Annotated in this window: 28 protein-coding genes; 13 read left to right on the plus strand and 15 right to left on the minus strand. The window is 40.7% G+C overall.

Annotation, left to right across the window (positions count from 1 at the left end; genetic code table 11):
- Positions 1 to 70: 70 nt before the first annotated feature.
- The 6 genes from C4E06_RS01820 to pap all read right to left on the minus strand — a co-directional run bounded on the left by C4E06_RS01820 (position 71) and on the right by pap (position 5,729).
- Positions 71 to 604 carry a transcriptional repressor gene (locus tag C4E06_RS01820; RefSeq protein WP_107666524.1) on the minus strand — a complete coding sequence of 178 codons (534 nt, stop codon included), beginning with the start codon at positions 602 to 604 and terminating at the stop codon, positions 71 to 73.
- A 114-nt stretch (positions 605 to 718) separates the two neighbouring features.
- The gene (locus C4E06_RS01825) at positions 719 to 1,606 is read right to left on the minus strand and encodes a D-alanyl-D-alanine carboxypeptidase (RefSeq protein WP_107666525.1); all 888 of its coding nucleotides are present in this window, start codon (positions 1,604 to 1,606) and stop codon (positions 719 to 721) included.
- Positions 1,607 to 1,816: 210 nt separating this feature from the next.
- Positions 1,817 to 2,515, minus strand: coding sequence for a choice-of-anchor E domain-containing protein (locus C4E06_RS01830; protein WP_107666581.1), 699 nt, complete (start codon positions 2,513 to 2,515; stop codon positions 1,817 to 1,819).
- Between the two features lie 302 nt (positions 2,516 to 2,817).
- Entirely contained in the window at positions 2,818 to 3,291 is a 474-nt protein-coding gene (locus tag C4E06_RS01835) for a hypothetical protein (protein ID WP_107666526.1), read from the minus strand.
- A gap of 16 nt (positions 3,292 to 3,307) precedes the next feature.
- The gene (locus tag C4E06_RS01840) at positions 3,308 to 4,075 is read right to left on the minus strand and encodes a hypothetical protein (RefSeq protein ID WP_107666582.1); all 768 of its coding nucleotides are present in this window, start codon (positions 4,073 to 4,075) and stop codon (positions 3,308 to 3,310) included.
- A 160-nt stretch (positions 4,076 to 4,235) separates the two neighbouring features.
- Positions 4,236 to 5,729 (minus strand): polyphosphate:AMP phosphotransferase, encoded by a 1,494-nt coding sequence (gene pap / locus C4E06_RS01845; protein ID WP_107666583.1) that lies wholly within the window; start codon positions 5,727 to 5,729, stop codon positions 4,236 to 4,238.
- Between the two features lie 181 nt (positions 5,730 to 5,910).
- On the opposite strand from pap, the gene galE reads away from it, so the two are divergent.
- From galE to C4E06_RS01860, 3 genes are read left to right on the plus strand one after another with little or no spacing between them, the layout of a single operon-like run.
- Positions 5,911 to 6,915: a UDP-glucose 4-epimerase GalE gene (galE, locus tag C4E06_RS01850; protein WP_107666527.1), complete on the plus strand. Its 1,005-nt coding sequence runs from the start codon at positions 5,911 to 5,913 to the stop codon at positions 6,913 to 6,915.
- A 48-nt stretch (positions 6,916 to 6,963) separates the two neighbouring features.
- Positions 6,964 to 7,245, plus strand: coding sequence for a hypothetical protein (locus C4E06_RS01855; protein ID WP_107666528.1), 282 nt, complete (start codon positions 6,964 to 6,966; stop codon positions 7,243 to 7,245).
- A gap of 50 nt (positions 7,246 to 7,295) precedes the next feature.
- On the plus strand, positions 7,296 to 7,739 hold the full coding sequence (locus C4E06_RS01860; RefSeq protein ID WP_107666529.1) for a hypothetical protein: 444 nt from the start codon (positions 7,296 to 7,298) through the stop codon (positions 7,737 to 7,739).
- A gap of 244 nt (positions 7,740 to 7,983) precedes the next feature.
- Here C4E06_RS01860 and acsF read toward each other — a convergent pair whose 3' ends face one another.
- The 9 genes from acsF to cysE all read right to left on the minus strand — a co-directional run bounded on the left by acsF (position 7,984) and on the right by cysE (position 14,512).
- Positions 7,984 to 9,060 carry a magnesium-protoporphyrin IX monomethyl ester (oxidative) cyclase gene (gene acsF / locus C4E06_RS01865; RefSeq protein ID WP_107666530.1) on the minus strand — a complete coding sequence of 359 codons (1,077 nt, stop codon included), beginning with the start codon at positions 9,058 to 9,060 and terminating at the stop codon, positions 7,984 to 7,986.
- 627 nt (positions 9,061 to 9,687) lie between these two features.
- Entirely contained in the window at positions 9,688 to 10,113 is a 426-nt protein-coding gene (locus tag C4E06_RS01875) for an ArsC/Spx/MgsR family protein (RefSeq protein ID WP_107666532.1), read from the minus strand.
- Positions 10,113 to 10,709, minus strand: coding sequence for a (2Fe-2S) ferredoxin domain-containing protein (locus C4E06_RS01880; protein WP_107666533.1), 597 nt, complete (start codon positions 10,707 to 10,709; stop codon positions 10,113 to 10,115). Before C4E06_RS01880 ends, C4E06_RS01875 begins: the two co-directional genes overlap by 1 nt.
- 412 nt (positions 10,710 to 11,121) lie before the next feature.
- Entirely contained in the window at positions 11,122 to 11,322 is a 201-nt protein-coding gene (gene nifT, locus C4E06_RS01885; protein WP_107666534.1) for a putative nitrogen fixation protein NifT, read from the minus strand.
- A 179-nt stretch (positions 11,323 to 11,501) separates the two neighbouring features.
- Complete coding sequence (locus tag C4E06_RS01890; RefSeq protein ID WP_107666535.1) at positions 11,502 to 11,846, minus strand: nitrogen fixation protein NifZ; 345 nt, start codon at positions 11,844 to 11,846, stop codon at positions 11,502 to 11,504.
- Positions 11,833 to 12,966 carry a homocitrate synthase gene (nifV, locus tag C4E06_RS01895; protein ID WP_107666536.1) on the minus strand — a complete coding sequence of 378 codons (1,134 nt, stop codon included), beginning with the start codon at positions 12,964 to 12,966 and terminating at the stop codon, positions 11,833 to 11,835. Before nifV ends, C4E06_RS01890 begins: the two co-directional genes overlap by 14 nt.
- A 28-nt stretch (positions 12,967 to 12,994) precedes the next feature.
- Positions 12,995 to 13,207 carry a DUF2949 domain-containing protein gene (locus C4E06_RS01900; protein WP_107666537.1) on the minus strand — a complete coding sequence of 71 codons (213 nt, stop codon included), beginning with the start codon at positions 13,205 to 13,207 and terminating at the stop codon, positions 12,995 to 12,997.
- A gap of 290 nt (positions 13,208 to 13,497) precedes the next feature.
- Entirely contained in the window at positions 13,498 to 13,785 is a 288-nt protein-coding gene (locus C4E06_RS01905; RefSeq protein ID WP_107666538.1) for an Asr1405/Asl0597 family protein, read from the minus strand.
- A 16-nt stretch (positions 13,786 to 13,801) separates the two neighbouring features.
- The gene (gene cysE, locus C4E06_RS01910) at positions 13,802 to 14,512 is read right to left on the minus strand and encodes a serine O-acetyltransferase (RefSeq protein ID WP_107666539.1); all 711 of its coding nucleotides are present in this window, start codon (positions 14,510 to 14,512) and stop codon (positions 13,802 to 13,804) included.
- A gap of 959 nt (positions 14,513 to 15,471) precedes the next feature.
- Here cysE and nifB point away from each other — a divergent pair.
- From nifB to nifE, 10 genes are all read left to right on the plus strand, one after another.
- The gene (gene nifB, locus C4E06_RS01915; RefSeq protein WP_107666540.1) at positions 15,472 to 16,947 is read left to right on the plus strand and encodes a nitrogenase cofactor biosynthesis protein NifB; all 1,476 of its coding nucleotides are present in this window, start codon (positions 15,472 to 15,474) and stop codon (positions 16,945 to 16,947) included.
- A 3-nt stretch (positions 16,948 to 16,950) separates the two neighbouring features.
- Entirely contained in the window at positions 16,951 to 17,151 is a 201-nt protein-coding gene (locus tag C4E06_RS01920) for a hypothetical protein (protein WP_107666541.1), read from the plus strand.
- 18 nt (positions 17,152 to 17,169) lie between these two features.
- The gene (locus tag C4E06_RS01925) at positions 17,170 to 17,532 is read left to right on the plus strand and encodes a 4Fe-4S binding protein (protein ID WP_107666542.1); all 363 of its coding nucleotides are present in this window, start codon (positions 17,170 to 17,172) and stop codon (positions 17,530 to 17,532) included.
- Positions 17,533 to 17,625: 93 nt separating this feature from the next.
- Positions 17,626 to 18,831, plus strand: coding sequence for a cysteine desulfurase NifS (gene nifS, locus C4E06_RS01930; protein ID WP_107666543.1), 1,206 nt, complete (start codon positions 17,626 to 17,628; stop codon positions 18,829 to 18,831).
- Between the two features lie 113 nt (positions 18,832 to 18,944).
- A complete protein-coding gene (gene nifU / locus C4E06_RS01935; protein WP_107666544.1) occupies positions 18,945 to 19,826 on the plus strand; it encodes a Fe-S cluster assembly protein NifU in 882 nt (293 codons plus the stop codon).
- A 300-nt stretch (positions 19,827 to 20,126) separates the two neighbouring features.
- On the plus strand, positions 20,127 to 21,110 hold the full coding sequence (gene nifH, locus C4E06_RS01940) for a nitrogenase iron protein (protein WP_107666545.1): 984 nt from the start codon (positions 20,127 to 20,129) through the stop codon (positions 21,108 to 21,110).
- Between the two features lie 210 nt (positions 21,111 to 21,320).
- Positions 21,321 to 22,763, plus strand: coding sequence for a nitrogenase molybdenum-iron protein alpha chain (gene nifD / locus C4E06_RS01945; RefSeq protein WP_107666546.1), 1,443 nt, complete (start codon positions 21,321 to 21,323; stop codon positions 22,761 to 22,763).
- Between the two features lie 180 nt (positions 22,764 to 22,943).
- Complete coding sequence (gene nifK / locus C4E06_RS01950; RefSeq protein ID WP_107666547.1) at positions 22,944 to 24,479, plus strand: nitrogenase molybdenum-iron protein subunit beta; 1,536 nt, start codon at positions 22,944 to 22,946, stop codon at positions 24,477 to 24,479.
- A 222-nt stretch (positions 24,480 to 24,701) separates the two neighbouring features.
- Positions 24,702 to 25,004 (plus strand): Mo-dependent nitrogenase C-terminal domain-containing protein, encoded by a 303-nt coding sequence (locus C4E06_RS01955; protein ID WP_107666548.1) that lies wholly within the window; start codon positions 24,702 to 24,704, stop codon positions 25,002 to 25,004.
- Positions 25,005 to 25,072: 68 nt separating this feature from the next.
- Positions 25,073 to 26,491: a nitrogenase iron-molybdenum cofactor biosynthesis protein NifE gene (nifE, locus tag C4E06_RS01960; RefSeq protein ID WP_107666549.1), complete on the plus strand. Its 1,419-nt coding sequence runs from the start codon at positions 25,073 to 25,075 to the stop codon at positions 26,489 to 26,491.
- Positions 26,492 to 26,586 lie beyond the last annotated feature (95 nt).

Raw genomic sequence — 26,586 nt, forward strand, 5'->3', positions numbered from 1 at the left:
ACTGAGTTCATCAATTTGCTTTTTTATTAACTCTGATCAGAAATATTATTATCTAGAAAGAGGGTTATTCTCACTCGCTTTCATCGTCACTTAAATCGTGGGAATTTTTGTCAGAAATAGCGCGAGTACAAACCCAATTACTAGGAAGAGAAGAAGGCCAACCCATACGAATGGCCTCAGGACAAATAGTCATGACTGTTAATTGACAATCTATCAATTGATAACCTTCTTTATCACACTGCTTTAAACTATGTTTTAAGATAGAATCGTTCTTAAATTCAGTGGTTTTATTACACTGAATACAAACCATGTGATGATGATGGTTAGGATGAGGATGATTTAATTCATAATGTTTGTGGCCCTCCGCTAATTCTAACTCTCGTAAAATTCCCATACGAGACATTAACTTAACACTACGATAAATCGTCGATAAACTAATGGTTTCGCCTCGTTCCTCTAATAACTCAAACAATTCCTCAGCACTTAAATGATTCCCTCGTGGGAGGTTTTGGAAGACGTGGAGTATTTTTTCCCTTTGTGGAGTCAAACGCCAACCTCTGGCATTCAATTCAGCTTTTAGGGAATTGGCTGTATAGGGAGACATAATAAATTGCTCTATACTAATTCTATTTATTAAATATGATAGTCTTTCTTAAGAGCGATTTGCAACAATTCTTGCTTATTGACAATAATTGGCAACTGATCTCCATACAGCGTATTAGTCACAAGGACGGGTGCTACTCAATTGCAGCACGATTTTATCAATAGAAGAGATCATCGAAGAACCAGACACATTGGGATTGTTCACTAAGATACTAAACACTACCATACCAAAATGGGGGTGTTTCATGTAACCCGATAACGCTCTTACCCCTCGTAATGTGCCGGTTTTAGCAGATACAGTTCCTTGTGCGGGGGTTCCCTTCATACGGTTGCGCAGGGTACCGGTGACTCCAGCAACTGGTAAAGAACTGTAAAAGACATCTCTGTTAGGGGTATAATACATGGCTCTGAGGATTGTCACGAGAGAGCGAGGGGTGGCCACATTGCGACGGGATAACCCGGAACCATCTACTTGACGAAACGCATTCGGAGGCACGCCTAATTTACCTAAAGCACTTTGAGCGGCTTGTTGTCCTCCAATGTGACGTAAAAGGGTGTCAGCATAATAGTTGTTACTTCTGACATTGGTGACATTAACCCAAGATTGTAGGGATTTTGAGCCGATTTTCGATTGAGGGGTTTTTAACTGCAGTGCAGCGGCCGTGGTAAAGATTTTATTATTAGACGCAGGGATAAAATGTCTATCCGCATTATGGCTGTATAAAACTGTGCCATCGTCTAATTTTTCCACTAAAACTCCCCAGTGTTTTTGATAGGGACTGATGATATTATCAATAACCGGGGTAATTAAAGCCGAGCAACTTCCAGAGGTATTATTTTCTGGGGGGGGAACAAAAATTTCAATGGGACCGTCTGAAACGGGAGCCGGTTCAGGATTATTTAAAAGGGGTCTTAAGTTGTTACCGAAACTAGGGTTAATTACGGTTAAGGATGTTGTAGCAACAATGGCTAAAGTTGGGAGCAAAGAACGGGTTAATCGCATAGTTGTAATGTTTCTGTCACTACCTCACTGGCTTACTCAAAGGTATAGCTAGTAATAATAGAACTAATAGGAGTAAGACGTTTTACTCCCGAAACCTTAGCTTATGTTTTGTGATAAGTCAAGTTCTTTTTTGGTGCTAAAAAGATGAGGGTTGAAACCTCATCTTTATTTTTTAATCAGCATTAAAAAAACTGGATATTAACTAAATCCCTATGATTTGCGACGACGACTGATGAAACCAGCACCAGCAACGCTCGCAAGACCTAACAGCATTCCAGGTTCTGGAACTGATTCGGTTGCTGCTGGCTCAAATTCATAGAACACTCTTACTGTAACGTCTGCATTCCCGTTGTTACCTGTTAAAACGGAGTTAGGTACAGAACCCCCTTGTGAACCAGAAGATGATAATAAAACGCTTACTGCATTAGTTCCACCGATTAATGAAGAAAGATCATTAGCAGGAGAAGAATAGGACTGTGATGCCATCTGATCAGTGGTCGAAGCCGTACCTACCACATTAACCATTGAGTTATCAGGAACGATTCCATCAAATTCAGGAGTGGTTAGTGAATCAGATACACTTAGACCAAGAGCTCCTAAAACTGCTGCTGTGATAGTTGCAGTGGCAGTTAGAGGAGTAGGGGTTCCAACATTCTGATCGCCACTACCTGGAGGAAATACGGAAGCTGTATTATTCAAAGTGGCATCAAATTCAAGTTCGATGTTGAAACCAATCAATTCTCCTAGACTAGAATCAAAACCATCGAAACTTAGAGTTGTATCACCACCTAAAGAAGCAAATGAAAAGGATTGTTCTTGAGTAGGGGTAAAGGACGCTGCACTGGCAGCACCAGCCAATATTATTGTGCTTAGGGAACTAGCTGCAACAGTCTTCAGTATAGATACCATAGGGAACTCCTCATTATGTTAAAAAAATCAAAAAACGATCAGTAAGATTACAGATTTTATGTAAACGTAAAATTTTACGAAAGTCAAGCTCATGACGATAAAATTTTATTTATGTCCGTAAGAACTCTTAAATTCTCCTTTATACTGTCGTCAAGAATACCTAAATCTTCTCTATACTTAAAATTACCTCTACTTGATAAAGTCGTTTTCAGTGACCAGTTATGTTTCTCTACAAGTCAAGGGAGACAACACAGAAGAAATTGTTCACACTGAGTCTGGGTAACGTTTTTTCTTTTTTTCTTTCATTTTTGTTCATTGTCAATTATTTGGTTGACCAGGACAACAAGAGAATTTATTTCTAGATGAATCATCTTTATTTCATTTTCTATCCTTAAAAGACGTTGAGATAAATTACTAAGCGAAGGTTCTGAGATACTATTGTTCTGGTTTTCAAGCTTAACTTTGGAGTTCAGTTTATCGACTAATGACTGCCAACTATTGGCTTTGATTCCTAAAGCTGATTTAGCATTACGTAACTTTTGATATTGTTGCTTTAAGTCATTAATAGTATAAACTATTTGAGTTTCAGGAGATTCTTTATCTAAATCTTCCATGACTACATCAACAACTTCATCAATTAATTGATCATGATTTTCTGCTATTTGAGCTGCTGCTGCTAAAATATGAGAAGTTGCTTTAATTTGAATTTTGGTTTCTTGTTGAAGTTGATCAGCAATTGTTCTTATCGTTTCACTGATTGATGATTTTTTTGTCATTTTTGAATTCCCTTGTTTACTCGGCTAAAATTTCTCTAATTGCTAACCAGATTTTTTTTAGTTTATCTAATAAAACAACAGGGGTATGACTTGATTCATTATCCACTGAATCAACTAAATTTTGTATTCTTTCCATGCGTTCAGCAACGATATATAAATTATTAATTGCTTGATCTTTTCTTTCGAGAGATTCTTTTAATAATTGTGTCATTTTACCAATTTCTTGTTTTAGCTGTTCATTTTCTTTCTTTCTACGGGTACTCCATCCTTTAATCCCTGCTTTTGATCGTCGTTCAAGTTTAAGATCCGCCTGAGCTTCATGATATAATTTGATATAATTTTCTTTTTGTTGATTCGCTTCTTCATACTTCATTAATAATTCATTTGTTTTATTTTTTTCTTCATTATATAGGGCTAAGGTTGTTTGATATTTTTCTTGTTCTTCTAAGAAGAATTTATTATTTTTGTCGGCTCTATTTTTCCAGTTTTCTACCTCAACTATGACTGTATTTAACTGTTGTTGCTTCTCTTGGTATTGGTTTAATAATTGGATAGAGTGAACTTTTTCTTGGTCATAAAGAATCACTACTTTTTGATGTTCCTGTTGAATATGAACTAATTGTGATTGATTATCTTTTAATTTTTGTTTTAACTCATCCCGTTGACTTTGAATTGTTAAAAAACGTTGTTCTAGTTCACGTCTTGACATCGGTTCTTTTTTTTTACTAATAGGATGTCTAATGGCATTATCATCACTAGGTATTTTACGATCTGCTCTTTTCATTGCCATAGTCTTAAATTTCTAATATAATAATTGTTAAATATCGAAAAATCCACTGAGGCTCTTTTACTAATATTTTAGCAATATTCTTCAATATTAGTTGTCAGTGGATCTCCGTATTATTAATTAATTTTTGTGAAGAATAGTCTTAATAAGCTCAAGACTACCCCCATTTTTTCAACTCAGTTTCGATCCCATGAATCACTGTTTCTAACACATCAACACGGGCATAATATTTATCATTCCCTGGTACAATAGTCCAAGGGGCATAAGGGGTACTGGTACGGGCAATCATTTGATTAACAGCAACATAATATAATGGCCATTTTTCGCGATTTCTCCAATCTTCATCGGTTAATTTATAAGCTTTAAAGGGATCATTTTTTCTGTCTTCAAATCGTTTTAACTGTTCTTCAAAGCTGATATGTAACCAGAACTTAACAACGACGTATCCTGATGCTGTTAACTGTGCTTCAAATTCATTAATTTCTTTATAAGAACGTCGCCAGGCCAACTCCGAAGCTAACCCTTCTACCCGTTCGACTAACACTCGTCCGTACCAACTTCTATCAAAAATACCAATGCTACCTTGAGAAGGAATTTCTCGCCAAAATCGCCATAAATAATGATAGCTTAATTCTTCAGAAGTGGGCGCAGAAAAGGCATGGACTTGATAACTTCTTGGATCTAAAGTATCAGTTAATCGTTTGATGGCTCCCCCTTTTCCGGCTGCGTCCCATCCTTCAAATAGCACTAAAACAGGAATCTTTTTTTTGAAAATTTGTAACTGTAATTCTCTTAATTTAACCTGTGCTTCTCGTAACCGTTGTTTATAATCATCCTTGGGGAGATGTAAACCTAAGTCTATTTTGCCTAAAAAATCTGGTTCTGTAGGTTGTAACTCCCTTTGAGGGGGTAAAGAAGGAATATCGGTTTTTGGCAGTCTGAGACGGTCTAAAGCTTGGGTAATGACCGCTACAATCTGAGATAGTACCTTAACCCTTGCCCAACGTTTACAGTCCCCTTCTACCAAGGTCCAAGGAGCGTGACCGGTACTGGTATAAGTTAACATTTCCTCGGCAAAACCGGCGTAGCGATCGTATTGTTTGGACTGTTGCCAGTCTTCTGGACGCACCCGCCATGATTCTAACTCATCGGAAGCATATTTTTTGAGTCGCTTTTTCAGTTCTTTTTGACTCAAATGTATCCAAAATTTGGCTATGGCTACGCCATCATCCACTAATTGTCTCTCAAACGCATTAATATCTCGCATTAACAAGGGAATACTGCCGTCGGTTTCTATGTCAAATAAACGATCTTCTAAAACATGGGTGTACCAACTATGATAAAAAATACCAATACTGCCTTTTGGGGGCAAATCATGCCAAAATCGCCAAAGAAAAGGATATTTTTTTTCTTGTTCTGTGGCTGCTAAAATAGGATGAACGTTAAAGCCACGGGGGTCCATATAACCGACGGTTTTCTGTAATAGCTTTCCTTTCCCGGCTGCGGCCCATCCTTCTAAGACGATGATGACGGGTAGTTGATGATCCCAACAGTCTTTTTGGAGCGATCGCAACTGTCGCATTAAGGCTTCTATCTCAGTCTGATAGGTTTCTTTATCTAACTTTACTTGAAGATCGAGGGTATCTAACATGGTTAAGTAATAATAAGTATTATGGGATACATTGATAGACTTACCAGTATAGAAGCAATAGAACCAAACCATTCTTGATTTTGGCTTTTCTTAAGGGTAAAAATGCCCTATCCTAAGTAAGTAAAACCCATTACGGGCGATCGCTGTAAGGAGCGTCTTTAACCCATGCTCAGGAGTGCTTGTGTCTGACACCAAACCCACCATTTTAGTGACAGGAGGGGCCGGATATATCGGTTCCCATGCTGTTTTATCGTTACAAAAAGCTGGTTATAACGTTATTGTCTTTGATAATCTTTCCTATGGCCATCCTGAGATTATAAAAGATGTTTTAAAGGCTGAATTAATTGTGGGAGATACTAATGATCGCCCTCGGTTAGATGAGCTATTTTCCACTCGAAAAATTGATGCTGTCATGCACTTTGCTGCGTTTATTGCGGTAGGAGAATCGGTCAAAGAGCCGTCCATATATTATCAAAATAATGTGGTGGGAACCTTAACTTTATTAGAAGCGATGATAGCGGCTAATATTAACAAGTTTGTCTTTTCTTCTACCTGTGCTATTTATGGGATGCCTCAAGAAATTCCCATGACAGAAAACCATCCCAATCAGCCATTAAGTCCCTATGCTTCTAGTAAGTATATGGTAGAAAAAATTCTCAAAGATTTTGATCAAGCCTATGGCTTGAAATCCGTTGTGTTCCGCTATTTTAATGCATCTGGGGCTGATCCTTCTGGTAATTTAGGAGAAGATCATACCCCCGAAACTCATCTCATTCCTTTAGCTTTATTAACAGCTTTGAAAAAACGGGATCATCTGTTTATTTTTGGCACAGATTATGATACCCCTGATGGTACTGCAGTTCGAGATTATATTCACGTTAATGATCTCGCCTCAGCCCATGTTTTAGGATTAGAATATCTTTTAAATGGGGGTGATAGTGAAATGTTTAATTTAGGGAATGGCAATGGATTTTCTGTTAGAGAAGTGATTGACATGGCTAAAAAAGTAACAGGCATTGATTTTCTGGTCAAAGAAAGCGATCGCCGTTCGGGGGATGTGCCTATGTTAGTGGGAAGTAGCGAAAAAGCACGATCTATTTTAGGATGGAATCCTCAATATTTTGAGCTTGAAACCATTGTTAATCATGCTTGGCAGTGGCATCAAAAACGTCATGGTAATTCCTAACGATTCGATTTTTATTTTTCAAAATTGAGATAATTTATTGTTATACAAATGATTCATAATACACAAAAAATAGAAACAATTTTAGAACGCATGGGAGAGACGGTTATTGCTACTACTGAAACCGTGGAAAGTTTAGCGGAAAAAATGGAAAATTTAGTTGAACAAATGCAACAACAAGAACAACAAATCCAACAACAAGGTTATCAAATTTTTGCCTTAAGTGAATCGATTCAAACCTTAGTGGATGCCCAAACCGAGTCTAGAGAACAACTGACCCAACTAACTTATTTAATTCATACTTTAGTGAATAGTTTAGCGCAACAAGAATAAAAAAATAACTATTGTATTCAAGCAATTATTATCACAGTGAGGAACATAAAATGATTAAATTTTCTACAAAAAAATATCTTTCTTCAACTCTATCTTTAATAACAGTTTTGATGAACTTATTTCTAATAAGTTGCGCTGAAACTAAAGTCTCCCAATGCCAAAAAATCATTCTTTTAACCCAAAAAATGTCCGAAGAAAGCGAAAGTTATCGTCAAACCACTGACATTAAAAAAGTTTTACAAGTTGCGGATTTATTTGAAGAAACTTCTCAACAAATGAAACAATTAAAAATAGAAGATGAACAATTACAAGAATATCAAAAAGGGTTTGCTGATATTTATCAAGGCAATGCAGATACAACCCGTCAATTTGTGGCTGCCTTGAATGATAAAGATATCGATACCGCTAAATTAATACAGCAACAGGTTCAACAACTGGGTAAAAAAGAACAAGATTTAGGAACAGAAATGAATGCTTATTGTCAAGAAAATTAGCTAGAGTGCTACGCACAAGGCAAGAGGCAAACGCAAGCTGTCATTTCTACCCCTACCCCCCTGCCCCTAACCCCCCTGCCCCTTACCCCCCCTGCCCCTAACCCCCCCTGCCCCTAACCCCCCCTGCCCCCCTTATAAAGGGGGGTGTGGGGGGTGTGGGGGGTGTGGGGGGTTAGGGGGTGTAATAAATAAATGAAAAAACCCGCCTAAGCGGGTACTCAAAACGTAAACTAACTCAAAACTTTTAACGAACAGTTCCTTCTAAATGATCAACCCGAATGGGTTTAATGAAATACAGTTTCAAGAACTGAACCCCATTAGAAACAAAAGCAGGTAACTTTCTCAAGAACTTAACCGGAGTTGGACTATTAGAAGCGTCAATTTCCCGTAACTTTTCATTGTTCTTGACACAAGTTTCTAAACTGCCATAAAACTCAGGATTTTCCACGTCTAACACGATCGGAAAGACTCGACCTGCTGTTTCGTTGGTCTTCTCAATAACATATTTATCATATTCCCGTGCATCAAGTCCAATGGAGGCATAAAAATCAGACCGTTGGATATCATTGAGATACATGGTGGCAAACACAGACAACAGGAAGAAACGACACCACAAACGGGCTTTCCAGTCGTTTAAAATGTTGGGGGTTGCCTTCATAATGGCATCGAAAAAGTCCCCGTGACGGTTCTCATCTTGACACCAGTTTTCAAAGAAGTTGAAAATAGGATAGATTCTGTCTTCGGGATGTTGTTCTAAATGACGATAAATGGTGATATAACGCCAGTAACCAATTTTTTCAGATAAATAGGTGGCATAGAAAATAAACTTAGGTTGGAAGAAGGTATAACTCCGACTCTTGGTTAAGAAACCTAAGTCCAAAGACATATTAAAATCAGAGAGGGCTTTATTGAGGAACCCGGCATGACGGGCTTCGTCACGGGACATGAGGGTAAAACATTCAGCTAAAACAGGACTTTTATCCTTTAACCGTCTACCTAATTCCTTATAAAGCAGGAATCCTGAAAATTCCGCCGTGCAAGAACGTTCTAAAAATTCTACAAACAAGCGACGGGTGTCCCCATCAATATGATCCCAAGTTTGGGCAAATTCTTCACGACGGATAAAATGATGACGGTTATAATCAGTACGAAATTCTTCGAGAATAGCTTGTAATTCCTCTTCGTTTACTGAAATATCCATTTTGGCCATCGCTTCAAAGTCGGTGGTGTAAAAGCGAGGGGTTAGGATAGTTTCTTTGGCCGGAACTTTAATTCCTGGACGGAGTTCCTCAAATTCAGGTTTTTGAAGGGTATTGACCATAGCTTGTTTAAAAGGATTTTTTTTGAATCGATCAAGGACTCGTTTTACTGTTTTGTAACAAAATTGTTACTTTTTTTAGCAGGCATTTACGAGGCTTGGATCACAGTCTACCAGCCTTAATGCCATTCGTAACCCCTCTTTTTATTAAGAGTTACAACACATTATAAATTTATGTGAAAAAGATTGTCATTTTTCTAGTTTATGATGTATGCAATATGGAGCTAAAGTTAAGGTTCATGGGTCTGGTGGCGATCGCACTATACGCAGTATCAGTAGATCACAAAGATCCTAGTTTAGATTGCAAGGGAGAAGGGAGACGAGCGACCCCGGCGGACTCGAAGAGGGACGAAGTCTATCGAATTCGCCTTGGGAACGCGCGAGTAAGGAGCAGGGGAGAGCAAAAACACCGAGTAAAGTGATTTAAAACTTAGTATTATTTCGTTTCGATCTAAAAAACTTAATCTGAACATAGACGTTGAACCTGCAGTTGCAAATCTTTATAAAAAAATGGATTCAACTCAACAAAAAAAGATTTATGTATTATAAAAAATTAGGGGGACAAAGTATCTAATTATTCTTAATGCTGGAAGAATTAATTGTAATTTTGTCCACCCAACCCTTATTTATTTAAACCGTTGTACAAGGTTTTTCCTGATGACTACGGGGACAAGTTTCTAAGTCCTCCGTCACGGGATTTTCTGGGTTTAAACCGATCCAAGCCTCAATTTTTTCAGGATCGAAACCCACCCGATAAACTCCCTCAACTTGAATTAAAGGACGACGAATTAATAAAGGATCAGCTATCATTAATTCTAAGGCTTTTTCCTCAGTTAAATTATCAGGAATAACCTCGCCCGATTTAATTCTAGGTGCGCTTTTATTGAACCATAAACTAACCGGTAACTCGCCAAAAAATGGGCGTAATGTTTCGGCTGTCCAAGGTTCAGTTAAGAGACTTTTTGCCTCTAAGTTGTGACCGGCTGCCATTAGCAAGTTTTTCTGTTTGGTGTTATTTTTACACCCTGGTTTTTCGTAAAAAGTAACGTTAGCCATTATTTGTTTAAGGAAGTAATATAGTGGTCTTCGAGCAATTCTGCGATGTTTTTGGGATTCGCTTTACTGTGTTTAGCTTTTCCAGGCATTAAAATTAAATTAGGAGCTTTTCCACAGCGTTTTTGGCAACTGGTTTTCTCAATGGTAACATGATCTTGAAGCCCTAAATTACAGAGGGTTTGTTCAAGCATTTGATGTAATTTTTTGCCTCCTCTTTTGGCACAATCAGATTTACCACAGAGTAAAATTTTACCCTTTTTCGGACAAGTTTTACCTCGTGGGTTGACGGTAGCATCATTTTCTTTTTCTTGATCGCATTTGACATCACAACTGAGGCGAGTGATCTCATAAGCTTTTAATTTTAATTTAGTAAAATTACCCTTAAATTCTTGTTCTCCTGCTATAGAAATCCACTCTCCAGGTAATACATTCAAGGCTTGAGTATCTCGCAAAGTCTTATCAATTTTAATCCTTAATTCTCGTTCTCCCACTGCTAGAATTAAAGCTTTCGATTGACCATTAGATTTATAAACAAAGCCGACAAACTTGCCTTGTAATTGAAAGGGAATGGTTTGACTAGAATTAACTGAACTCATGACAACTTTCCTGAAATGATAGAAGGAATTATCAGTTATTGTAAATTTAGAATTTAGAATTTAGAATTTAGAATTAATTAAAGATAAAGATTCTGCATTCTACATTCTTCATTCTTCATTTTGTTACACTGTTCACTGACACAATTACCATTTTTTTTGAACTGATGAGAGGTTTTGTCAATTAAAATGACAATAAAGTTCCTGTCAGGTTTGGTAAGATAACTTAACCTGTACTCAAACTATAAACTTTCTCAATAAGTAAGAAAAATGATCAGAAAAAACTTGAAGAAAGGGGCTTAAAAATTTAGAATTTAGAATTTAGAATTTAGAATTAATTAAACATTCTTAATTGTGCCTTCTATCTTCTTAATTCTATTTACTATTTAATTAAGCCCGAAAAACTGGAGGAAGACTAGAGACGTTTTGCGTCCAAGGTTTGGGGTAACTTGGTATCATCAGTGAGGTTAGGAAATTGTAATTCCCAACCATTGGCTAAGGTTAAAATTTTGCCGTCTCCTTCAATGGTTTCGTTAACCACTGCTTCCTCTAAATCTTTCTTAGGAACGTAAACGGATAAATTTCCGGCATCTTCTCTGCTTAAGATCACTTTCATAGGGTAACTCCTGAAATTAGTTAATTGTTGATAAGGAATAGTTAATAGTTTTCACTATTGCCACCTCCTCTAACTCCCCCTCACAAAAGGGGGAGAACCCTTGCCTGTTGGCTATTGCCTCTCTTGAAAAGTTGCTCTACTTGGGGAGACCCCAAGACCGCACTTTTCGCTGTTGCCTTCTAAACTTGAGACTCTTGTAAAGAAGGTTCTTCGACAAATTCTTCAATGTCTTCATCATCGGTATCATCGATGAATGTCTCGTCTGCCGGAATTAATTCCTTACGACGACAACCGACAACGTAACCCTTTTCAAGAAAATGAACTGCGTAGATGTAATAACTTTGCAGATAGGTTCCAATGCCGACAACATAGCCCACATCGCCTTTTTTCGCTAAAGTTTCGCCAACTTCTTTCCCAGGAAACGTCCCATCATTGCGAATCATTCTCCGAAGACGAACCTTTGCCTCCATTTCAAAAGCTGGGGGATCATTAAGTTCAATTTCACCTGGATTATACAATCCCATGAGACATACTCCTATTGGTTACAACATCAATTAACTCCTCAACTGTCAGACTGCGTTTCATCTGTACCGATAAACGACGAACCGAGTCTAACACCACTTGGGACTCTTCATGGTTTAAACTAATGCCATGTTGACTCAATAAATTGGTCAATAAATGTCGTCCCGAATGCTTACCTACCACTAAACGGCGTTTCCACCCCACCTCATCTGGGGAAAAGGGTTCATAGGTTTGGGGGTTCTGTAAAACACCGTGGGCATGAATACCCGACTCGTGGGCAAATACATTGTCCCCGACGATCGCTTTCCAAGGGGGAAGGGCTATTCCAGAAGCCTTAACCACCAGTTGAGATAATTCTCGCAGACGAGAAGTATCCATTGCTAAATCAACCTGATAGAGTCGTTTAAGAGCCATGATCATCTCTTCTAAGGCGGCATTACCGGCCCTTTCGCCCAAACCATTCACCGTAGTATTGACCGAAACGGCTCCAGCTTGTAACCCGGCTAACGCATTGGCTGAAGCTAAGCCAAAATCATTATGGGTGTGCATTTCAATGGGAATATTGAGGGACTGTACTAATTTTCCCACCTTTTGAGCCGTGGTTAAAGGGTCAAGAATGCCCACGGTATCACAGAAACGGAACCGCGAAGCCCCTAAACTTTCGGCAAACTGAGCCACTTCGAGTAAAAAGGACTCATCAGCCCGTGAAGCGTCCTCAGCCCCCACAGAAACAAATAAATCATTATCTAGTGCAAAATTAATACTATCTCGTAACCGATCCCAAACAAGATTAGTTTTTCCTTTAAATTTTGCCTTAATTTGTATCTCTGATACAGGAACTGAAACATGAACCCTGGTTAACCCACAGGCGATAGAGGCTTCAATATCCGAACGCACGGCGCGGTTCCAACCTAACAGGGCTGTTGTTAATCCTTTATGGACAATGGCCGTGATGGCTTCGGCTTCTGAGCCTCCCATCGCAGGGATACCCACTTCCAACTCAGGCACACCGATGGCATCCATGAGAGTGGCGATCGCTATTTTTTCGATGGCACTAAACACAATGCCGGCCGCTTGTTCCCCATCTCGCAGGGTTGTATCATTAATATGGACATGATTCATGGCTGAAACTCCTCAGATTGACCAATAATTAGGGAAACTGGAAATAAATTTGAGCATCGAGCCAATCCCAAATTCTTTGTAATTGGGTCACTGAGATTAAGCCATATTGCCATAAGAGCATGGGGATGGGATCGCCAGGTTGTCGTTGGTTGTTGAGAACAACCGCCAGATCATCCCGTGATAAGGCCATTTCTTGTTGTAAAAATTGACTGAATTCTCTAGAAATTGAATTGTTTTCCATGACAGCACTGAAACGTTCAGTTATCAACAGTATGAGACGGCAGGAGGTAGAAGGCAGGAGGCTTTGAGAATGTCACCCTTGTTTCAAGGCTCTCGGCTGTCCTAACCCATACCTCGACTGCTGTAACTGAGAAAACCACAAAGAGGCTTAAGAGGAATAAGAAAGCAAACTTTACGAATAATAATTAACCTTAATTGAGGGGGAACCCCAGATCAGGGCAACTAATTACTAAATTTTCCCAGTGTAATACAAATGGTCTAGGCTAAGAGAGAAGGCAACGCATCACAGTCTTAGTATTGCCTATTTTGATAAGACTTAATGGACTCAGAATCAACGGTGTCCCAGCATCGTTCCAGCCAGCCTACCAACTCTTGACGAGGAGCGATCGCCCCATAGATAGCACTGCGTAGTAAAATAGCATGAAGACCATGTTCTATTTCTACCCATAAAGAGCCATCTTCAGGACACCAGCAGGGAATGGTTAATTCTTGGAGACGTTGGTAAACACTCCAACGATCGCAACGAGAAACTTTCTCAACTTGACTGATGAGAGCATCAGAATTGTAAGGTTGCATCATAATTGTAAGGTATAGGTCAAGGTAGTTTTTGTATCTTTTGTTCCAATTCTTCAATTCGGTCTAATAAAGTCCGAATGACTTGGCCCTCAACATCGGGTAATTTGCCATGTTCTAAGGGGCAACCCCGACCACTACGGGAGATAACACGGCCAGGAACGCCCACTACCGTGCAATCATGGGGAACATCGTTTAACACGATTGATCCGGCTCCAATACGGACATGATTGCCAATTTCGATGTTGCCTAATACTTTTGCCCCGGCTCCCACAATGACCGAATCACCAACGGTGGGATGGCGTTTACCACTTTCTTTACCAGTTCCCCCTAGGGTAACATTTTGGTAAATGAGGCAATCATCACCAATAATCGCCGTTTCCCCAATCACTACCCCCATACCATGATCGATAAACACCCCTTGGCCAATGGTGGCCCCTGGATGAATTTCGATTCCCGTGAGGAAACGGGCAAGATGGGAGAGAAAACGAGGAAAAAAGGGCAACTTGCGATGCCACAATTCGTGGGAAAGACGATGGATCGCCAAAGCGTGTAAACCTGGATAGCAACACACCACTTCTAACCAATTACGGGCTGCGGGATCTCTTTCAAAAATGATTTGAAAATCCTTCCGCAAAAAGCTTAATAGGTTAGGTCGAGAAGTGCGCGGTTCAGAAATAGAGCTTTCTGACGGACTTCCACGACGCTCTCTGACAGGGAGTGATCCAAACATTAAATTCTGTGTTTGCACATAGACTTAGTTGTTATGCTTATACCAAGTCCCCTCTTGTACCCATGCCCGAAGACGGTGAGTCAAATTGATCTAATTTATTAATGGTGTCAGGGTTTTGAACAAATGCAGCTATATTAAGCCTTTCAGCGCTTTAAAAAATTTTTTTTGGGTCGGGGTCCTAGTATTTTTCTATGGGGGATAGAGTATTTTTCAGGGGAGGGCTTTGTATTTATGTACTCAGTCAAATCCCTTATTCTGCAAGACTTTGCTCCCTTTTTGCGACCCATCATAGCGCAGATAACTGGCCACTCAAAATTAAAAAACTATAAAGGGGCTACAAGTCTCATCAAATCGACCGTTGAGCTATGTTATCCCTAAAAAACTCGAACAGAACTGTTCATAGCAAACCTACCAACGAGAAAATGTTACATTGGATACAGAATTGAATTCCGTGACAGCACTGAGAAGGCAAGAGGAAGCTAACTCGGTGTTTCTTTTGACAGTGAACAGTGACCAGTGACCAGCGATCAGTAAAAAATAACTGATAACTGGTAACTGGTAACTGGTAACTGAGTATAAAACTAGAGGAGGAAAAACCCACCAAGAACAGAGCCAAAGCCTTACGTAATAAGACTTAGACCTTGAGTACCAAAAAGCTAGAGTCCCCCCGTAAAAATACAGAAGCCTCCCCTCATAAATACCTGTCCCCCGTACCCCTAAAAAAATTTAATTAGGCTCAAATCCTCGCAACATAAAGGTTTTGAGTCTATGAGTACAGCTTAATAAATCCAATGAATCCCAACCCACTCACCCTAACCCGACCCAAAATCAGGGGGGTGGTATAACTGACATAACGCCGAAGACATACAGTTCATTGTTTTACCCTTTGCTTTTAACTAAGCCTCTGACAATTCCTCTTACAGTCAGGCTTTAGCTCACCCTCTAACTTACGGAATTCAATGTTACAATCTACTGGTCTCATTAATACTGACGCATCTACGGCTAATCCCACCACTGCTCCGGGAACCTCATTTATTCCCAAAGCAAAAGGAGATTGTGCTTGTCCTTCTAGTGGGGATAGTACACAAACCATAGATGCAAAGATTCAAGAAAGAATTGCCAAACACCCTTGTTACAGTGAAGATGCCCATCATCACTATGCACGGATGCACGTCGCTGTTGCCCCTGCTTGTAACATTCAATGCAACTATTGTAACCGCAAATACGACTGTGCCAACGAAAGTCGGCCAGGTGTGGTTAGTGAAGTTTTAACCCCAGAAGAAGCAGCCCATAAAGCTTTAGTAATTGGTGGAAAAATTCCCCAAATGACGGTATTAGGTATTGCAGGTCCTGGTGATCCCTTAGCGAACCCCAAGCAAACCTTTCGCACCTTTGAATTAGTAGCAGATAAAGCCCCTGATATTAAACTCTGCTTATCCAGTAACGGATTGATGTTACCGGAATACGTTGATCGCATCAAAGAACTTAACATCGATCACGTCACCCTCACCATTAATATGATTGATCCCGAAATTGGGGAAAAAATCTATCCTTGGGTTCGGTATAATCGGAAACGGTATAAAGGCATAGAAGGGGTTAAGATACTTCATGAGAAACAAATGGAGTCCCTCGATGCCCTCAAAGAAGCGGATATCCTCTGCAAAGTGAACTCCGTCATGATTCCAGGAATCAACGACGAACACTTAGCTGAAGTTAATGAAGTGATTCGTTCTAAAGGTGCATTTCTCCACAATATTATGCCCTTGATCTCCGCCCCTGAACACGGCACCCACTTCGGACTCACTGGACAAAGAGGGCCTACCCCCAAAGAGTTAAAAGCTCTACAGGATAAGTGTTCTGGCAACATGAAAATGATGCGCCACTGCCGTCAATGTCGTGCCGATGCCGTCGGGTTATTAGGAGAAGATCGCTCTCAAGAGTTTACCAAAGAGAAATTCTTAGAAATGGCTCCTGAGTACGATGTCGCCCAACGTCAAGAAGTTCACGCCAACATCGAAAAATTTAACGCTGAAGTTAAAGCAGCCAAACTGCAGCAAAAAGCACAAAACAAGAAAGCCAATGCACCTAAGATACTAGTAGCAGTGGCAACCAAAGGAAACCGCTTAGTTAACCAACACTTCGGCCACGCTAAAGAATTCCAAATCTTTGAAGTGGACGGCACTGACGTTACCTTTGTGGCACACCGCAAAGTCGATCACTACTGTCAAAGTGGTTACGGCGAAGAAGCAACCCTCGATAACATTATTAAATCTATCTCTGATTGTAAAGGGGTACTTGCTTCAAAAATCGGTCATTGTCCTCAAGAAGAATTACGCAAAGCCGGTTTAGAGCCTTACGAAGCCTACGATGTCATCGATAACGTTGCCATCAACTTCTACAAAGACTATATGCAAAAACAAGCATTAGGAGCTTAATGAATGATTGATACTCTTAGTTATCGTTCTCAATCTTCTTTAGTTTCTTCAACCCCAAGTTCTCAAACCCCCGTCATCAACCCCTCGACTTCAAACTCAACTCAAACGGAAAATAACTGTAATACTTGCGTTGATGACTATTCTATTCCTCCCTGTACAGGGTTTTCCAAAGACTACAGTTGTTTTCCTAACCTAAACAATTAGACAAGGAGCGATCGCATCATGAGTTACACTATCACCAACGAATGTATTAACTGTTCTCGTTGTCGGACTGCTTGCCCGACGGGGGCCATTACCATACAGGATAATGTATTTCTCATCGATGCGACCCTATGTAACGATTGTCAAGGTTATTATGGAACCCCCCAGTGTGCCTCGGTATGTCCTACCAACTCTGCTTGCTTACCTTCCTATCAAGTCACTGGGGGCAGTGAAAACCAAATGGCTGACTATTGGGATCTCTGGTTTAACCGTTATCACAACTTAGTGGGCAAACTCAAAGGAAAACAAACGAGTCCATACTGGGAACAGTGGTTTGAGGCTTACTCCCAAGAAATTTCAACCTTAATGACAGTAAATAGCTAAATAAGATTTTAGTCATCACTTCTGACTTCTGTACAGACGTTTCATGAAACGTCTCTACCACTTCTGACTTCATCTGACTTCTGGTACAAACTGATGAGAGACTGTATATATCTAGACAATAACGCAACCACCCAAATAGATGAGGAAGTGCTAGGCACAATGATGCCTTATCTTACCCTCTACTACGGTAACCCCTCCAGTATGCACACCTTTGGGGGACAAGTCGGAAAAGCCGTTAAAACCGCCAGGGAACAAGTAGCATCTTTACTCGGTGCCGAACCTTCAGAAATTGTTTTTACCAGTTGCGGAACCGAAGGAGATAATGCAGCTATCCGTGCAGCCCTCACCGCTCAACCCAATAAACGTCATATTATTACAACAGAAGTCGAACATCCTGCGGTTTTAAACCTTTGCAGACATTTAGAAAAACAAGGATATACCGTCACTTATCTCGGCGTTGATAGTCAAGGCAGATTGGATCTCGATGAAGTGCAAGCATCCTTAACCGGTGGCACCGCCCTCGTTACCATCATGTATGCTAATAACGAAACCGGTGTTGTCTTCCCCATCGAACAAGTGGGAGCCATGGCCAAAGAATATGGGGCCCTATTCCATGTCGATGCAGTGCAAGCTGTCGGGAAAATTCCGCTAGACATGAGCAATAGCACCATCGATATGCTCACCCTCTCCGGTCATAAAGTTCATGCGCCCAAAGGCATTGGTGCTTTATATGTGCGTAAAGGAACCCGTTTTCGTCCCTTTATGGTGGGAGGCCATCAAGAAAGGGGCCGCCGTGGAGGAACAGAAAATGTACCCGGTATCGTAGCCTTAGGGAAAGCCTGTGAATTAGCAGAATACCACCTGGCTAATATCTCTCACGAAAGACAATTAAGAGATTATTTAGAAACCAGCATTCTCACCCTAATTCCTGATACAGTAGTAAATGGAAGTACAAAAGAAAGATTACCTAACACCACTAATATCGGTTTTAAATATATCGAAGGGGAAGCCATTTTACTCTCCATGAATCAGTACGGTATCTGTGCCTCTTCTGGTTCGGCTTGCACCTCTGGTTCCCTTGAACCCTCTCATGTGTTGAGAGCTATGGGACTTCCCTATAGTGTCTTACACGGTTCCATTCGCTTTAGTCTCTCTCGCTATACCACCCAGGATGAGATCCAGCGTGTGATTGAAGTTTTACCTGATACCATTGCACGTTTGCGATCGCTGTCTCCCTTTAGTAGCGATGACGCAACCTGGTTACAAGAACAAGAAAAAGCAACTTTAGCTAAGAATTAAGAATGAAGAATGAAGAATGAAGAATTAAAACAAAATTGCCTTTTAAATTCTACATTCTTAATTCTAAATTTTCCCCTCAACTATTAACGAAGAATTTTAACTGGTAACTGCTCATGTGGGAATATACAGACAAAGTAATGGATCTCTTCTATAATCCTCGTAATCAAGGAACGATTACCGAGAAAGGAGAAGGACAAGCGATCACAACGGGAGAAGTCGGTAGTATTGCTTGTGGAGATGCTCTAAGATTACATCTCAAAGTGGATGAAAAAACAGAAATTATTTTAGATGCACGGTTTCAAACCTTTGGATGTGCTTCTGCGATCGCTTCTTCTTCAGCGTTGACTGAGTTACTGGTTGGCAAAACCTTAGATGAAGCCTTAAGTCTCACCAATAAAGAGATCGCTGACTTCTTAGGAGGTTTACCAGAAGAGAAAATGCACTGTTCGGTGATGGGACAAGAAGCCTTAGAAGCTGCTATCTTTAACTACAGAGGCATTCCCCTCGATAACCACGAAGATGATGAAGGAGCCTTAATCTGTCGTTGCTTCGGAGTGACTGATAGTCGTATTCGTCGCATTGTCTTAGAAAATGACTTGACCACAGCAGAGCAAGTCACCAACTATGTTAAAGCCGGGGGGGGATGCGGTTCCTGTTTAGCGGATATCGATGATATGATCGCAGATATTCTGCAAGAAAAAACCACTGCCGTTGCCGTTGCCACCGAAGTGGTTAAGGCCAAATCAGAAACCAAACCCTTAACTAACTTACAAAAAATCACCCTTATTCAACAAGTCTTAGAAGAAGAAATCAAACCCTTCTTAGCCAAAGATGGGGGAGACTTAGAATTAATTGATATCGAAGGAGACTTAGTAAAAGTCACCCTAAAAGGAGCCTGTGGTTCTTGTGCCAGTAGCACCGCTACCCTTAAAGGCGGTATTGAAGCCAGACTCAAAGAGAAGGTTTCCCCAGATTTAACAGTAATTGCAGTGTAAATCAATAATCAAGCCAATAACAAGGAGAACACTATGTTAACTCAAAAGAAAGGTAGAGAGCGATCGCCTCCATAAGCATCGCTTCTCACCGGACGTTTCTCAAACGTCACCTCTTGACCCAATGAGTAAAGTTTCACAGCCTTTACTCAGGTCTAGAAGCCCACTGCTGTGCAGAAGGCAAAAGGCAAAAGGCAAAAGGCAAACCCTTTAAACCTAATGTTCAATACCCCACACCATAGCAACAAAAAAAGGGCTTCTTACCTCGGAAGACATCCACTGACGTAGGGATCGAGGGTTCTAATGGGACGCAACTCCCAAGGTTTCCTAACCAAAATACGAATCATCTTTACGTCAGCAACGGATCAACCTTCCAACTTTATACACTCACTGTCTAACAAGCGAGAATCAACTATGCGTCAGATTGCATTTTACGGAAAAGGCGGTATCGGTAAGTCTACCACTTCTCAGAATACCATTGCTGCGTTAGCTGAAACCAACCGCATCATGATTGTTGGTTGTGACCCTAAAGCTGATTCTACCCGCTTAATGCTTCACACCAAAGCACAAACCACCATTCTGCACTTAGCAGCAGAACGGGGAACTGTTGAAGACATCGAACTCGAAGAAGTATTACTCGAAGGATACCAAGGAGTCAAGTGTGTTGAGTCCGGTGGTCCTGAGCCTGGAGTTGGATGTGCGGGTCGTGGTATTATCACCGCCATTAACTTCTTAGAAGAAGAAGGTGCTTACGAAGACCTAGACTTCGTATCCTACGACGTATTAGGAGACGTTGTATGTGGTGGTTTCGCAATGCCTATCCGTGAAGGAAAAGCACAAGAAATCTACATCGTAACCTCCGGGGAAATGATGGCGATGTACGCTGCTAACAACATTGCTCGTGGTATTTTAAAATACGCTCACACTGGTGGTGTTCGTTTAGGTGGTTTAATTTGTAACAGCCGTAACGTTAACTGTGAAGCTGAGTTAATTGAAGAATTAGCTCGTCGTCTTGGCACCCAAATGATTCACTTCGTACCCCGTTCTAAGCAGGTACAAGAAGCTGAATTACGTCGTATGACTGTTATCGAATACTCTCCTGATCACCCTCAGGCTCAGGAATACCGTGAGTTATCTCGCAAAATCGAGAATAACACCAACCTCGTTATTCCTACTCCTATCACCATGGAAGAACTCGAAGAACTCTTAGTTGACTTCGGTATTCTCGGTGGTGAAGACGAGTACGAGAAAGCTCTTCAAGCTGATAAAGCTAAAACAACAGCTTAGACTGAGTCTCGCTTAGTAGGATTGAGGATCATTCTAAGGCAAATACAGTGAACAGAATGAAGAATGCAGAATGCAGAATGCAGAATGTGTAATTAATTCTAAATTCTAAATTCTAAATTCTAAATTTTTGAAAACTGATAACTGCTCATTTGCCTTCCCCTCTTTCCCTTTCTCTAATTTTTCTTCTACACCAACTTTGAGAGGAACACCATGGCAACAGTTGAAGACAATAAGAAGCTCATTGCCGACGTTCTGTCGACTTATCCCGAAAAAGCTGCTAAAAAACGTGCAAAACACTTAGGTGTTTACGAAGAAGGCGAAGCTGATTGTGGCGTAAAATCCAATAAACAATCCTTACCTGGGGTTATGACCGCTCGTGGTTGTGCCTATGCAGGATCAAAAGGGGTTGTTTGGGGTCCGATTAAGGATATGGTTCACATCTCCCACGGTCCTGTGGGTTGTGGTTACTATTCCTGGTCTGGTCGTCGTAACTACTACATCGGAACCACTGGGGTTGATAGCTTCGGTACTATGCAGTTTACCTCCGATTTCCAAGAACGGGACATCGTTTTTGGTGGAGACAAAAAACTCGCTAAAATCATTGATGAAATTGAAGAATTATTCCCCTTAAACGGTGGTGTTTCTGTTCAGTCAGAATGTCCCGTTGGTTTAATCGGAGATGACATCGAATCCGTTGCTCGTACCAAGAGCAAAGAAACCGGTAAATCTGTTGTTCCCGTCCGTTGTGAAGGGTTCCGTGGGGTTTCTCAGTCCTTAGGACACCACATCGCTAACGACATGATTCGTGACTGGGTTTTCCCCACTGCTGACAAAGAAAACGCAGAAAACGGATTTGAAGGCACTCCTTATGACGTAGCCATCATTGGTGACTACAACATCGGTGGAGATGCTTGGTCTAGCCGTATCTTACTTGAAGAAATCGGTCTTCGTGTGGTAGCACAATGGTCTGGTGACGGTACTTTAACCGAGATGAAGGCAACCCCCAACGTTAAGTTGAACCTCATCCACTGTTATCGTTCCATGAACTATATCAGTCGTCACATGGAAGAAAAATATGGTATTCCCTGGTTAGAATACAACTTCTTTGGTCCTACCAAAATTGCTGCTTCTTTAAGAGAAATCGCTTCACGCTTTGATGAGAAAATTCAAGCGAAAGCTGAAGAAGTCATCGAGAAGTACAGAAAGCAATCTGAAGAAGTCATTGCTAAGTACCGTCCTCGTTTAGAAGGTAAGTCCGTAATGATGATGGTGGGTGGTTTACGTCCCCGTCACGTTGTTCCTGCTTTCAAAGACTTAGGCATGGAAATCATCGGAACTGGATATGAATTCGCTCACGGTGATGACTACAAACGTACCACTGGCTACGTTGAAGATGCTACCCTCATCTATGATGACGTAACTGGTTATGAATTTGAAGAGTTCGTTAAAGAACTTAAGCCTGACTTAGTTGCTGCTGGTATCAAAGAGAAGTATGTCTTCCAAAAGATGGCTCTTCCCTTCCGTCAAATGCACTCTTGGGATTACTCCGGACCTTACCACGGTTATGATGGCTTCGCTATCTTCGCCCGTGACATGGACTTAGCCCTCAATAGTCCCACCTGGGGATTAATTGGCACCCCTTGGAATAAATAAGAGGGAGGATGATCATGGGGGATCAACTAGATAAGGGAGAATTAAGAATTAAGAATTAAGAATTAAGAAACTTCTAAATTCTACATTCTAAATTCTACATTTACCTCCCACACCCCCCCTCTCTCCCCTTTTCCAAGTTCGTTTGTCTGAGATATCCATCCTATACTGGAGTTACCACCAATGGCTCAAAACGTAAACAACATTAAGGATCACGTTGATCTATTCCATCAGCCTGAATACCAAGAACTTTTTGAAAATAAGAAACAGTTTGAAGGAATGCCTTCTGCTGAGAAAGTTCAAGAAGTAGCTGAATGGACCAAATCCTGGGAATATCGGGAAAAGAACTTTGCTCGTGAAGCGTTAACCGTTAACCCTGCTAAAGCTTGTCAACCTTTAGGTGCTTTACTCGCTGCGATCGGCTTTGAAGGAACCTTACCCTTCGTTCACGGTTCTCAAGGTTGTGTGGCTTACTTCCGTACCCACTTAACCCGTCACTTCAAAGAGCCTGTTAGTGCTGTTTCTTCTTCCATGACTGAAAACGCTGCGGTTTTCGGTGGATTAAAGAACATGGTTGATGGACTTCAAAACTCCTACGCTCTTTACAAGCCCAAAATGATCGCTGTCTGTACAACTTGTATGGCTGAGGTTATTGGGGATGACTTAGGTGCTTTCTTAGGAAATGCTCGTCAAGACGGTGCTATTCCTGACGATTTACCTGTACCTTTTGCTCATACACCTAGTTTTGTGGGTTCCCACATCACTGGTTATGACAGCATGATGAAATCGATTCTTTCTACCTTAACTGAAGGTAAGAAGAAAGAAACCACCAACGGTAAAATCAACTTCATCGCTGGATTTGAAACCTACATCGGTAACGTCCGTGCGTTGAAAAACATCATCTCTGCATTTGACTTAGAAGGTACTCTTTTAAGCGACACCGAAATGTACTTAGATTCTCCCAACTTAGGGGAATTCAAAATGTACCATGAAGGAACTTCCTTAGAAGATGCTGCTGATTCTATCAACGCTGAAGCTACCGTTACCCTTCAAACCTACACCACTCCTAAAACTCGTGAATACATCGAGAAGAAGTGGGGACAAAAAACCTACACCTATCGTCCTTGGGGTATTAAAGCGACTGATGAGTTCTTAATGGGCTTATCTGAGTTAACTGGCAAACCCATTCCTAAAGAGTTTGAAATCGCTCGTGGACGTGCTGTTGACGCAATGACCGATACTCAAGCTTGGGTACATGGTAAGCGTGCTGCAGTTTACGGTGATCCTGATCTCGTAATGGGCTTATTACAGTTCATGTTAGAAATGGGTATCGAGCCTGTTCACGTCTTGGTTAACAACAGCACCAAGGAATTTGAAGAAGAAGCTAAAGCATTATTAGCTGCTAGTCCTTACGGACAACAAGCTACCGTTTGGGGTGGTAAAGACTTATGGCATATGCGCTCTTTACTCTTCACTGAGCCTGTTGACTTCTTAGTTGGTAATTCCTACGCTAAGTATTTACAGCGTGATACCAAGACTCCTTTAATCCGTATTGGATATCCTATCTTTGATCGCCATCACTTACACCGTTACTCTACCATCGGTTATGAAGGGGCTATCAACCTACTCAACTGGATCGCCAATGGACTAATGGATGAATTAGATCGCAAGACAGATACTCCTTCTGTAACGGATATTTCTTTTGACTTAGTTCGTTAATCCAAGGAAATCTGAATACGAGGGAGACTAGGAAGATTCAGGGAGTACCTTACTCCCCCCTCTCCTCTCCTCTCCCCTCTTTTTTGAAGTTAGAAGTTTGAAGTCAGAAGTCAGAAGTTAGAAGTTTGAAATTAATATTCTCCCTGCTCCTGCGCTCCCTACTCCCCTGCTTCACATAAAACTCTCTGCCACTATATTTTAATCAAAGATGAGGAAATGGTTATGACGAGTCCTACTCCTTATTCTACGGGCAAAAAATTTACACTCGACCCCCTTTTTCCCCTAAAACGCAGGCTTAATCGTATAGAGGTGACAAGTACCTCTTTTGCTCATTTTATCTGTCGAGTCATTCCTTGTTCTTGTCCCTTTGAAAGAACCATAACTGTGTTAGGACGCCAGTTATTCCACATTCCTCCTCTATGTAAATTGAATCCTTTTTATCATGAATTTGTCTCATTACGACTTAAAGCCTTAAGTTATCTATCAGATATTTGTGGTGAAAATGTTGATCATTATATTTGTTAAGTGATTATTAATTATTAATCATTAATTATTAATTGCTCGGTCATCGGTAATTATTAGGGAATTCAGTCATGAAACTAACGAAGAGCAAAATTAACGATCTATTGACACAACCAGGTTGTGAACATAATCAAAATAAGGAAGGTCAAGGTAAAAATAAGTCTTGTACTCAAACCGCTAACCCCGGTTCTGCTCAAGGAGGTTGTGCGTTTGATGGGGCTTCTATTGCTTTAGTTCCTATCACCGATGCTGCTCATTTAGTTCATGGTCCGATTGGTTGTTCTGGTAATAGTTGGAACAGTCGCGGTAGTCTCTCTAGTGGTCCAATGACTTATAAGATGGGTTTCACTACCGATTTATCAGAAAATGATATTATTTTTGGTGGGGAAAAGAAGCTTTATAAGGCGATCGCTCAATTAATAAAAAAGTATCATCCGGCTGCTATTTTTGTCTATTCTACCTGTGTAACGGCACTGATTGGTGATGATTTAGATGCGGTTTGTAAGGCAGCTACAGATAAATATAAAACCCCAGTTATTCCGGTTCATGCTCCGGGGTTTGTGGGAAGTAAAAACTTAGGAAATCGTCTCGGAGGCGAGGCTTTATTAGATCATGTCGTCGGGACAAAAGAACCGGAATATACCACTGCTTACGACATTAATTTAATCGGTGAATATAATGTTGCCGGTGAAATGTGGGGGGTTCTTCCTCTGTTTAAAAAGGCGGGAATTCGTGTTTTAGCAAAGATTACAGGGGATGCTCGTTACGAAGAGGTTTGCTCTGCTCATCGGGCAAAACTAAACGTCATGATTTGCTCTAAGGCCTTAATTAATATGGCCTCTGCCATGAAAGAACGCTACAACATTCCTTATATTGAGGAATCTTTCTATGGTGTCCAAGACATGAACCGTTGTCTACGCAATATTGCTCAATTTTTTGGGGATAAAGTATTAATAGAACGGGTTGAAGAAATAATCGAAGAAGAAACCAATAAATTAAACATTGCTTTAGCCCCTTATCGGGAACGTCTCAAGGGTAAGCGCATGGTCCTCTACACCGGCGGTGTTAAGAGTTGGTCCATTGTTTCGGCAGCCCAAGACTTAGGCATGGAAGTGGTAGCCACTAGCACCAAGAAAAGCACAGAAGAAGATAAGGGACGCATTAAGAAACTTTTGGGCAAAGATGGCATTATGCTCGAAAAAGGAAGCCCAGAGGAGCTTTTACGAGTCATTGAGAAGACAAAAGCTGACCTCTTGGTGGCAGGGGGCAGAAACCAATACACCGCACTCAAAGCGAGAATTCCTTTCTTAGATATTAACCAAGAACGTCACCATCCCTACGCTGGTTATATCGGTATGGTGGAAATGGCCAGGGAGTTAAGCGAAGCAGTTTATAGTCCCATCTGGCAACAGGTTCGTAAACCGGCTCCTTGGGAAATCTGGCAACAGGAACATGAAAGTTTATTGAACTTAGAAGCAGAAGGGGAATAATGAATTAAGAATGTAGAATTAAGAATTTAGAAAATATATAATTCTACATTCTACATTCTGCATTTTAAATTTTCCCCTACACCCCACACCCTAAC

Origin of the sequence: Cyanothece sp. BG0011 (assembly GCF_003013815.1) — a bacterium.
In the GTDB taxonomy this organism is placed as follows: domain Bacteria; phylum Cyanobacteriota; class Cyanobacteriia; order Cyanobacteriales; family Microcystaceae; genus Crocosphaera.

Bases quoted from the DNA above. Each gene is read 5' to 3' on its own strand.
- C4E06_RS01820 (WP_107666524.1), bottom strand. From the start codon at position 604: ATGTCTCCCTATACAGCCAATTCCCTAAAAGCTGAATTGAATGCCAGA.
- C4E06_RS01825 (WP_107666525.1), bottom strand. From the start codon at position 1,606: ATGCGATTAACCCGTTCTTTGCTCCCAACTTTAGCCATTGTTGCTACA.
- C4E06_RS01830 (WP_107666581.1), bottom strand. From the start codon at position 2,515: ATGGTATCTATACTGAAGACTGTTGCAGCTAGTTCCCTAAGCACAATA.
- C4E06_RS01835 (WP_107666526.1), bottom strand. From the start codon at position 3,291: ATGACAAAAAAATCATCAATCAGTGAAACGATAAGAACAATTGCTGAT.
- C4E06_RS01840 (WP_107666582.1), bottom strand. From the start codon at position 4,075: ATGAAAAGAGCAGATCGTAAAATACCTAGTGATGATAATGCCATTAGA.
- pap (WP_107666583.1), bottom strand. From the start codon at position 5,729: ATGTTAGATACCCTCGATCTTCAAGTAAAGTTAGATAAAGAAACCTAT.
- C4E06_RS01855 (WP_107666528.1), top strand. From the start codon at position 6,964: ATGATTCATAATACACAAAAAATAGAAACAATTTTAGAACGCATGGGA.
- C4E06_RS01860 (WP_107666529.1), top strand. From the start codon at position 7,296: ATGATTAAATTTTCTACAAAAAAATATCTTTCTTCAACTCTATCTTTA.
- acsF (WP_107666530.1), bottom strand. From the start codon at position 9,060: ATGGTCAATACCCTTCAAAAACCTGAATTTGAGGAACTCCGTCCAGGA.
- C4E06_RS01875 (WP_107666532.1), bottom strand. From the start codon at position 10,113: ATGGCTAACGTTACTTTTTACGAAAAACCAGGGTGTAAAAATAACACC.
- C4E06_RS01880 (WP_107666533.1), bottom strand. From the start codon at position 10,709: ATGAGTTCAGTTAATTCTAGTCAAACCATTCCCTTTCAATTACAAGGC.
- nifT (WP_107666534.1), bottom strand. From the start codon at position 11,322: ATGAAAGTGATCTTAAGCAGAGAAGATGCCGGAAATTTATCCGTTTAC.
- C4E06_RS01890 (WP_107666535.1), bottom strand. From the start codon at position 11,846: ATGGGATTGTATAATCCAGGTGAAATTGAACTTAATGATCCCCCAGCT.
- nifV (WP_107666536.1), bottom strand. From the start codon at position 12,966: ATGAATCATGTCCATATTAATGATACAACCCTGCGAGATGGGGAACAA.
- C4E06_RS01900 (WP_107666537.1), bottom strand. From the start codon at position 13,207: ATGGAAAACAATTCAATTTCTAGAGAATTCAGTCAATTTTTACAACAA.
- C4E06_RS01905 (WP_107666538.1), bottom strand. From the start codon at position 13,785: ATGATGCAACCTTACAATTCTGATGCTCTCATCAGTCAAGTTGAGAAA.
- cysE (WP_107666539.1), bottom strand. From the start codon at position 14,512: ATGTTTGGATCACTCCCTGTCAGAGAGCGTCGTGGAAGTCCGTCAGAA.
- nifB (WP_107666540.1), top strand. From the start codon at position 15,472: ATGTTACAATCTACTGGTCTCATTAATACTGACGCATCTACGGCTAAT.
- C4E06_RS01920 (WP_107666541.1), top strand. From the start codon at position 16,951: ATGATTGATACTCTTAGTTATCGTTCTCAATCTTCTTTAGTTTCTTCA.
- C4E06_RS01925 (WP_107666542.1), top strand. From the start codon at position 17,170: ATGAGTTACACTATCACCAACGAATGTATTAACTGTTCTCGTTGTCGG.
- nifS (WP_107666543.1), top strand. From the start codon at position 17,626: ATGAGAGACTGTATATATCTAGACAATAACGCAACCACCCAAATAGAT.
- nifU (WP_107666544.1), top strand. From the start codon at position 18,945: ATGTGGGAATATACAGACAAAGTAATGGATCTCTTCTATAATCCTCGT.
- nifH (WP_107666545.1), top strand. From the start codon at position 20,127: ATGGGACGCAACTCCCAAGGTTTCCTAACCAAAATACGAATCATCTTT.
- nifD (WP_107666546.1), top strand. From the start codon at position 21,321: ATGGCAACAGTTGAAGACAATAAGAAGCTCATTGCCGACGTTCTGTCG.
- nifK (WP_107666547.1), top strand. From the start codon at position 22,944: ATGGCTCAAAACGTAAACAACATTAAGGATCACGTTGATCTATTCCAT.
- C4E06_RS01955 (WP_107666548.1), top strand. From the start codon at position 24,702: ATGACGAGTCCTACTCCTTATTCTACGGGCAAAAAATTTACACTCGAC.
- nifE (WP_107666549.1), top strand. From the start codon at position 25,073: ATGAAACTAACGAAGAGCAAAATTAACGATCTATTGACACAACCAGGT.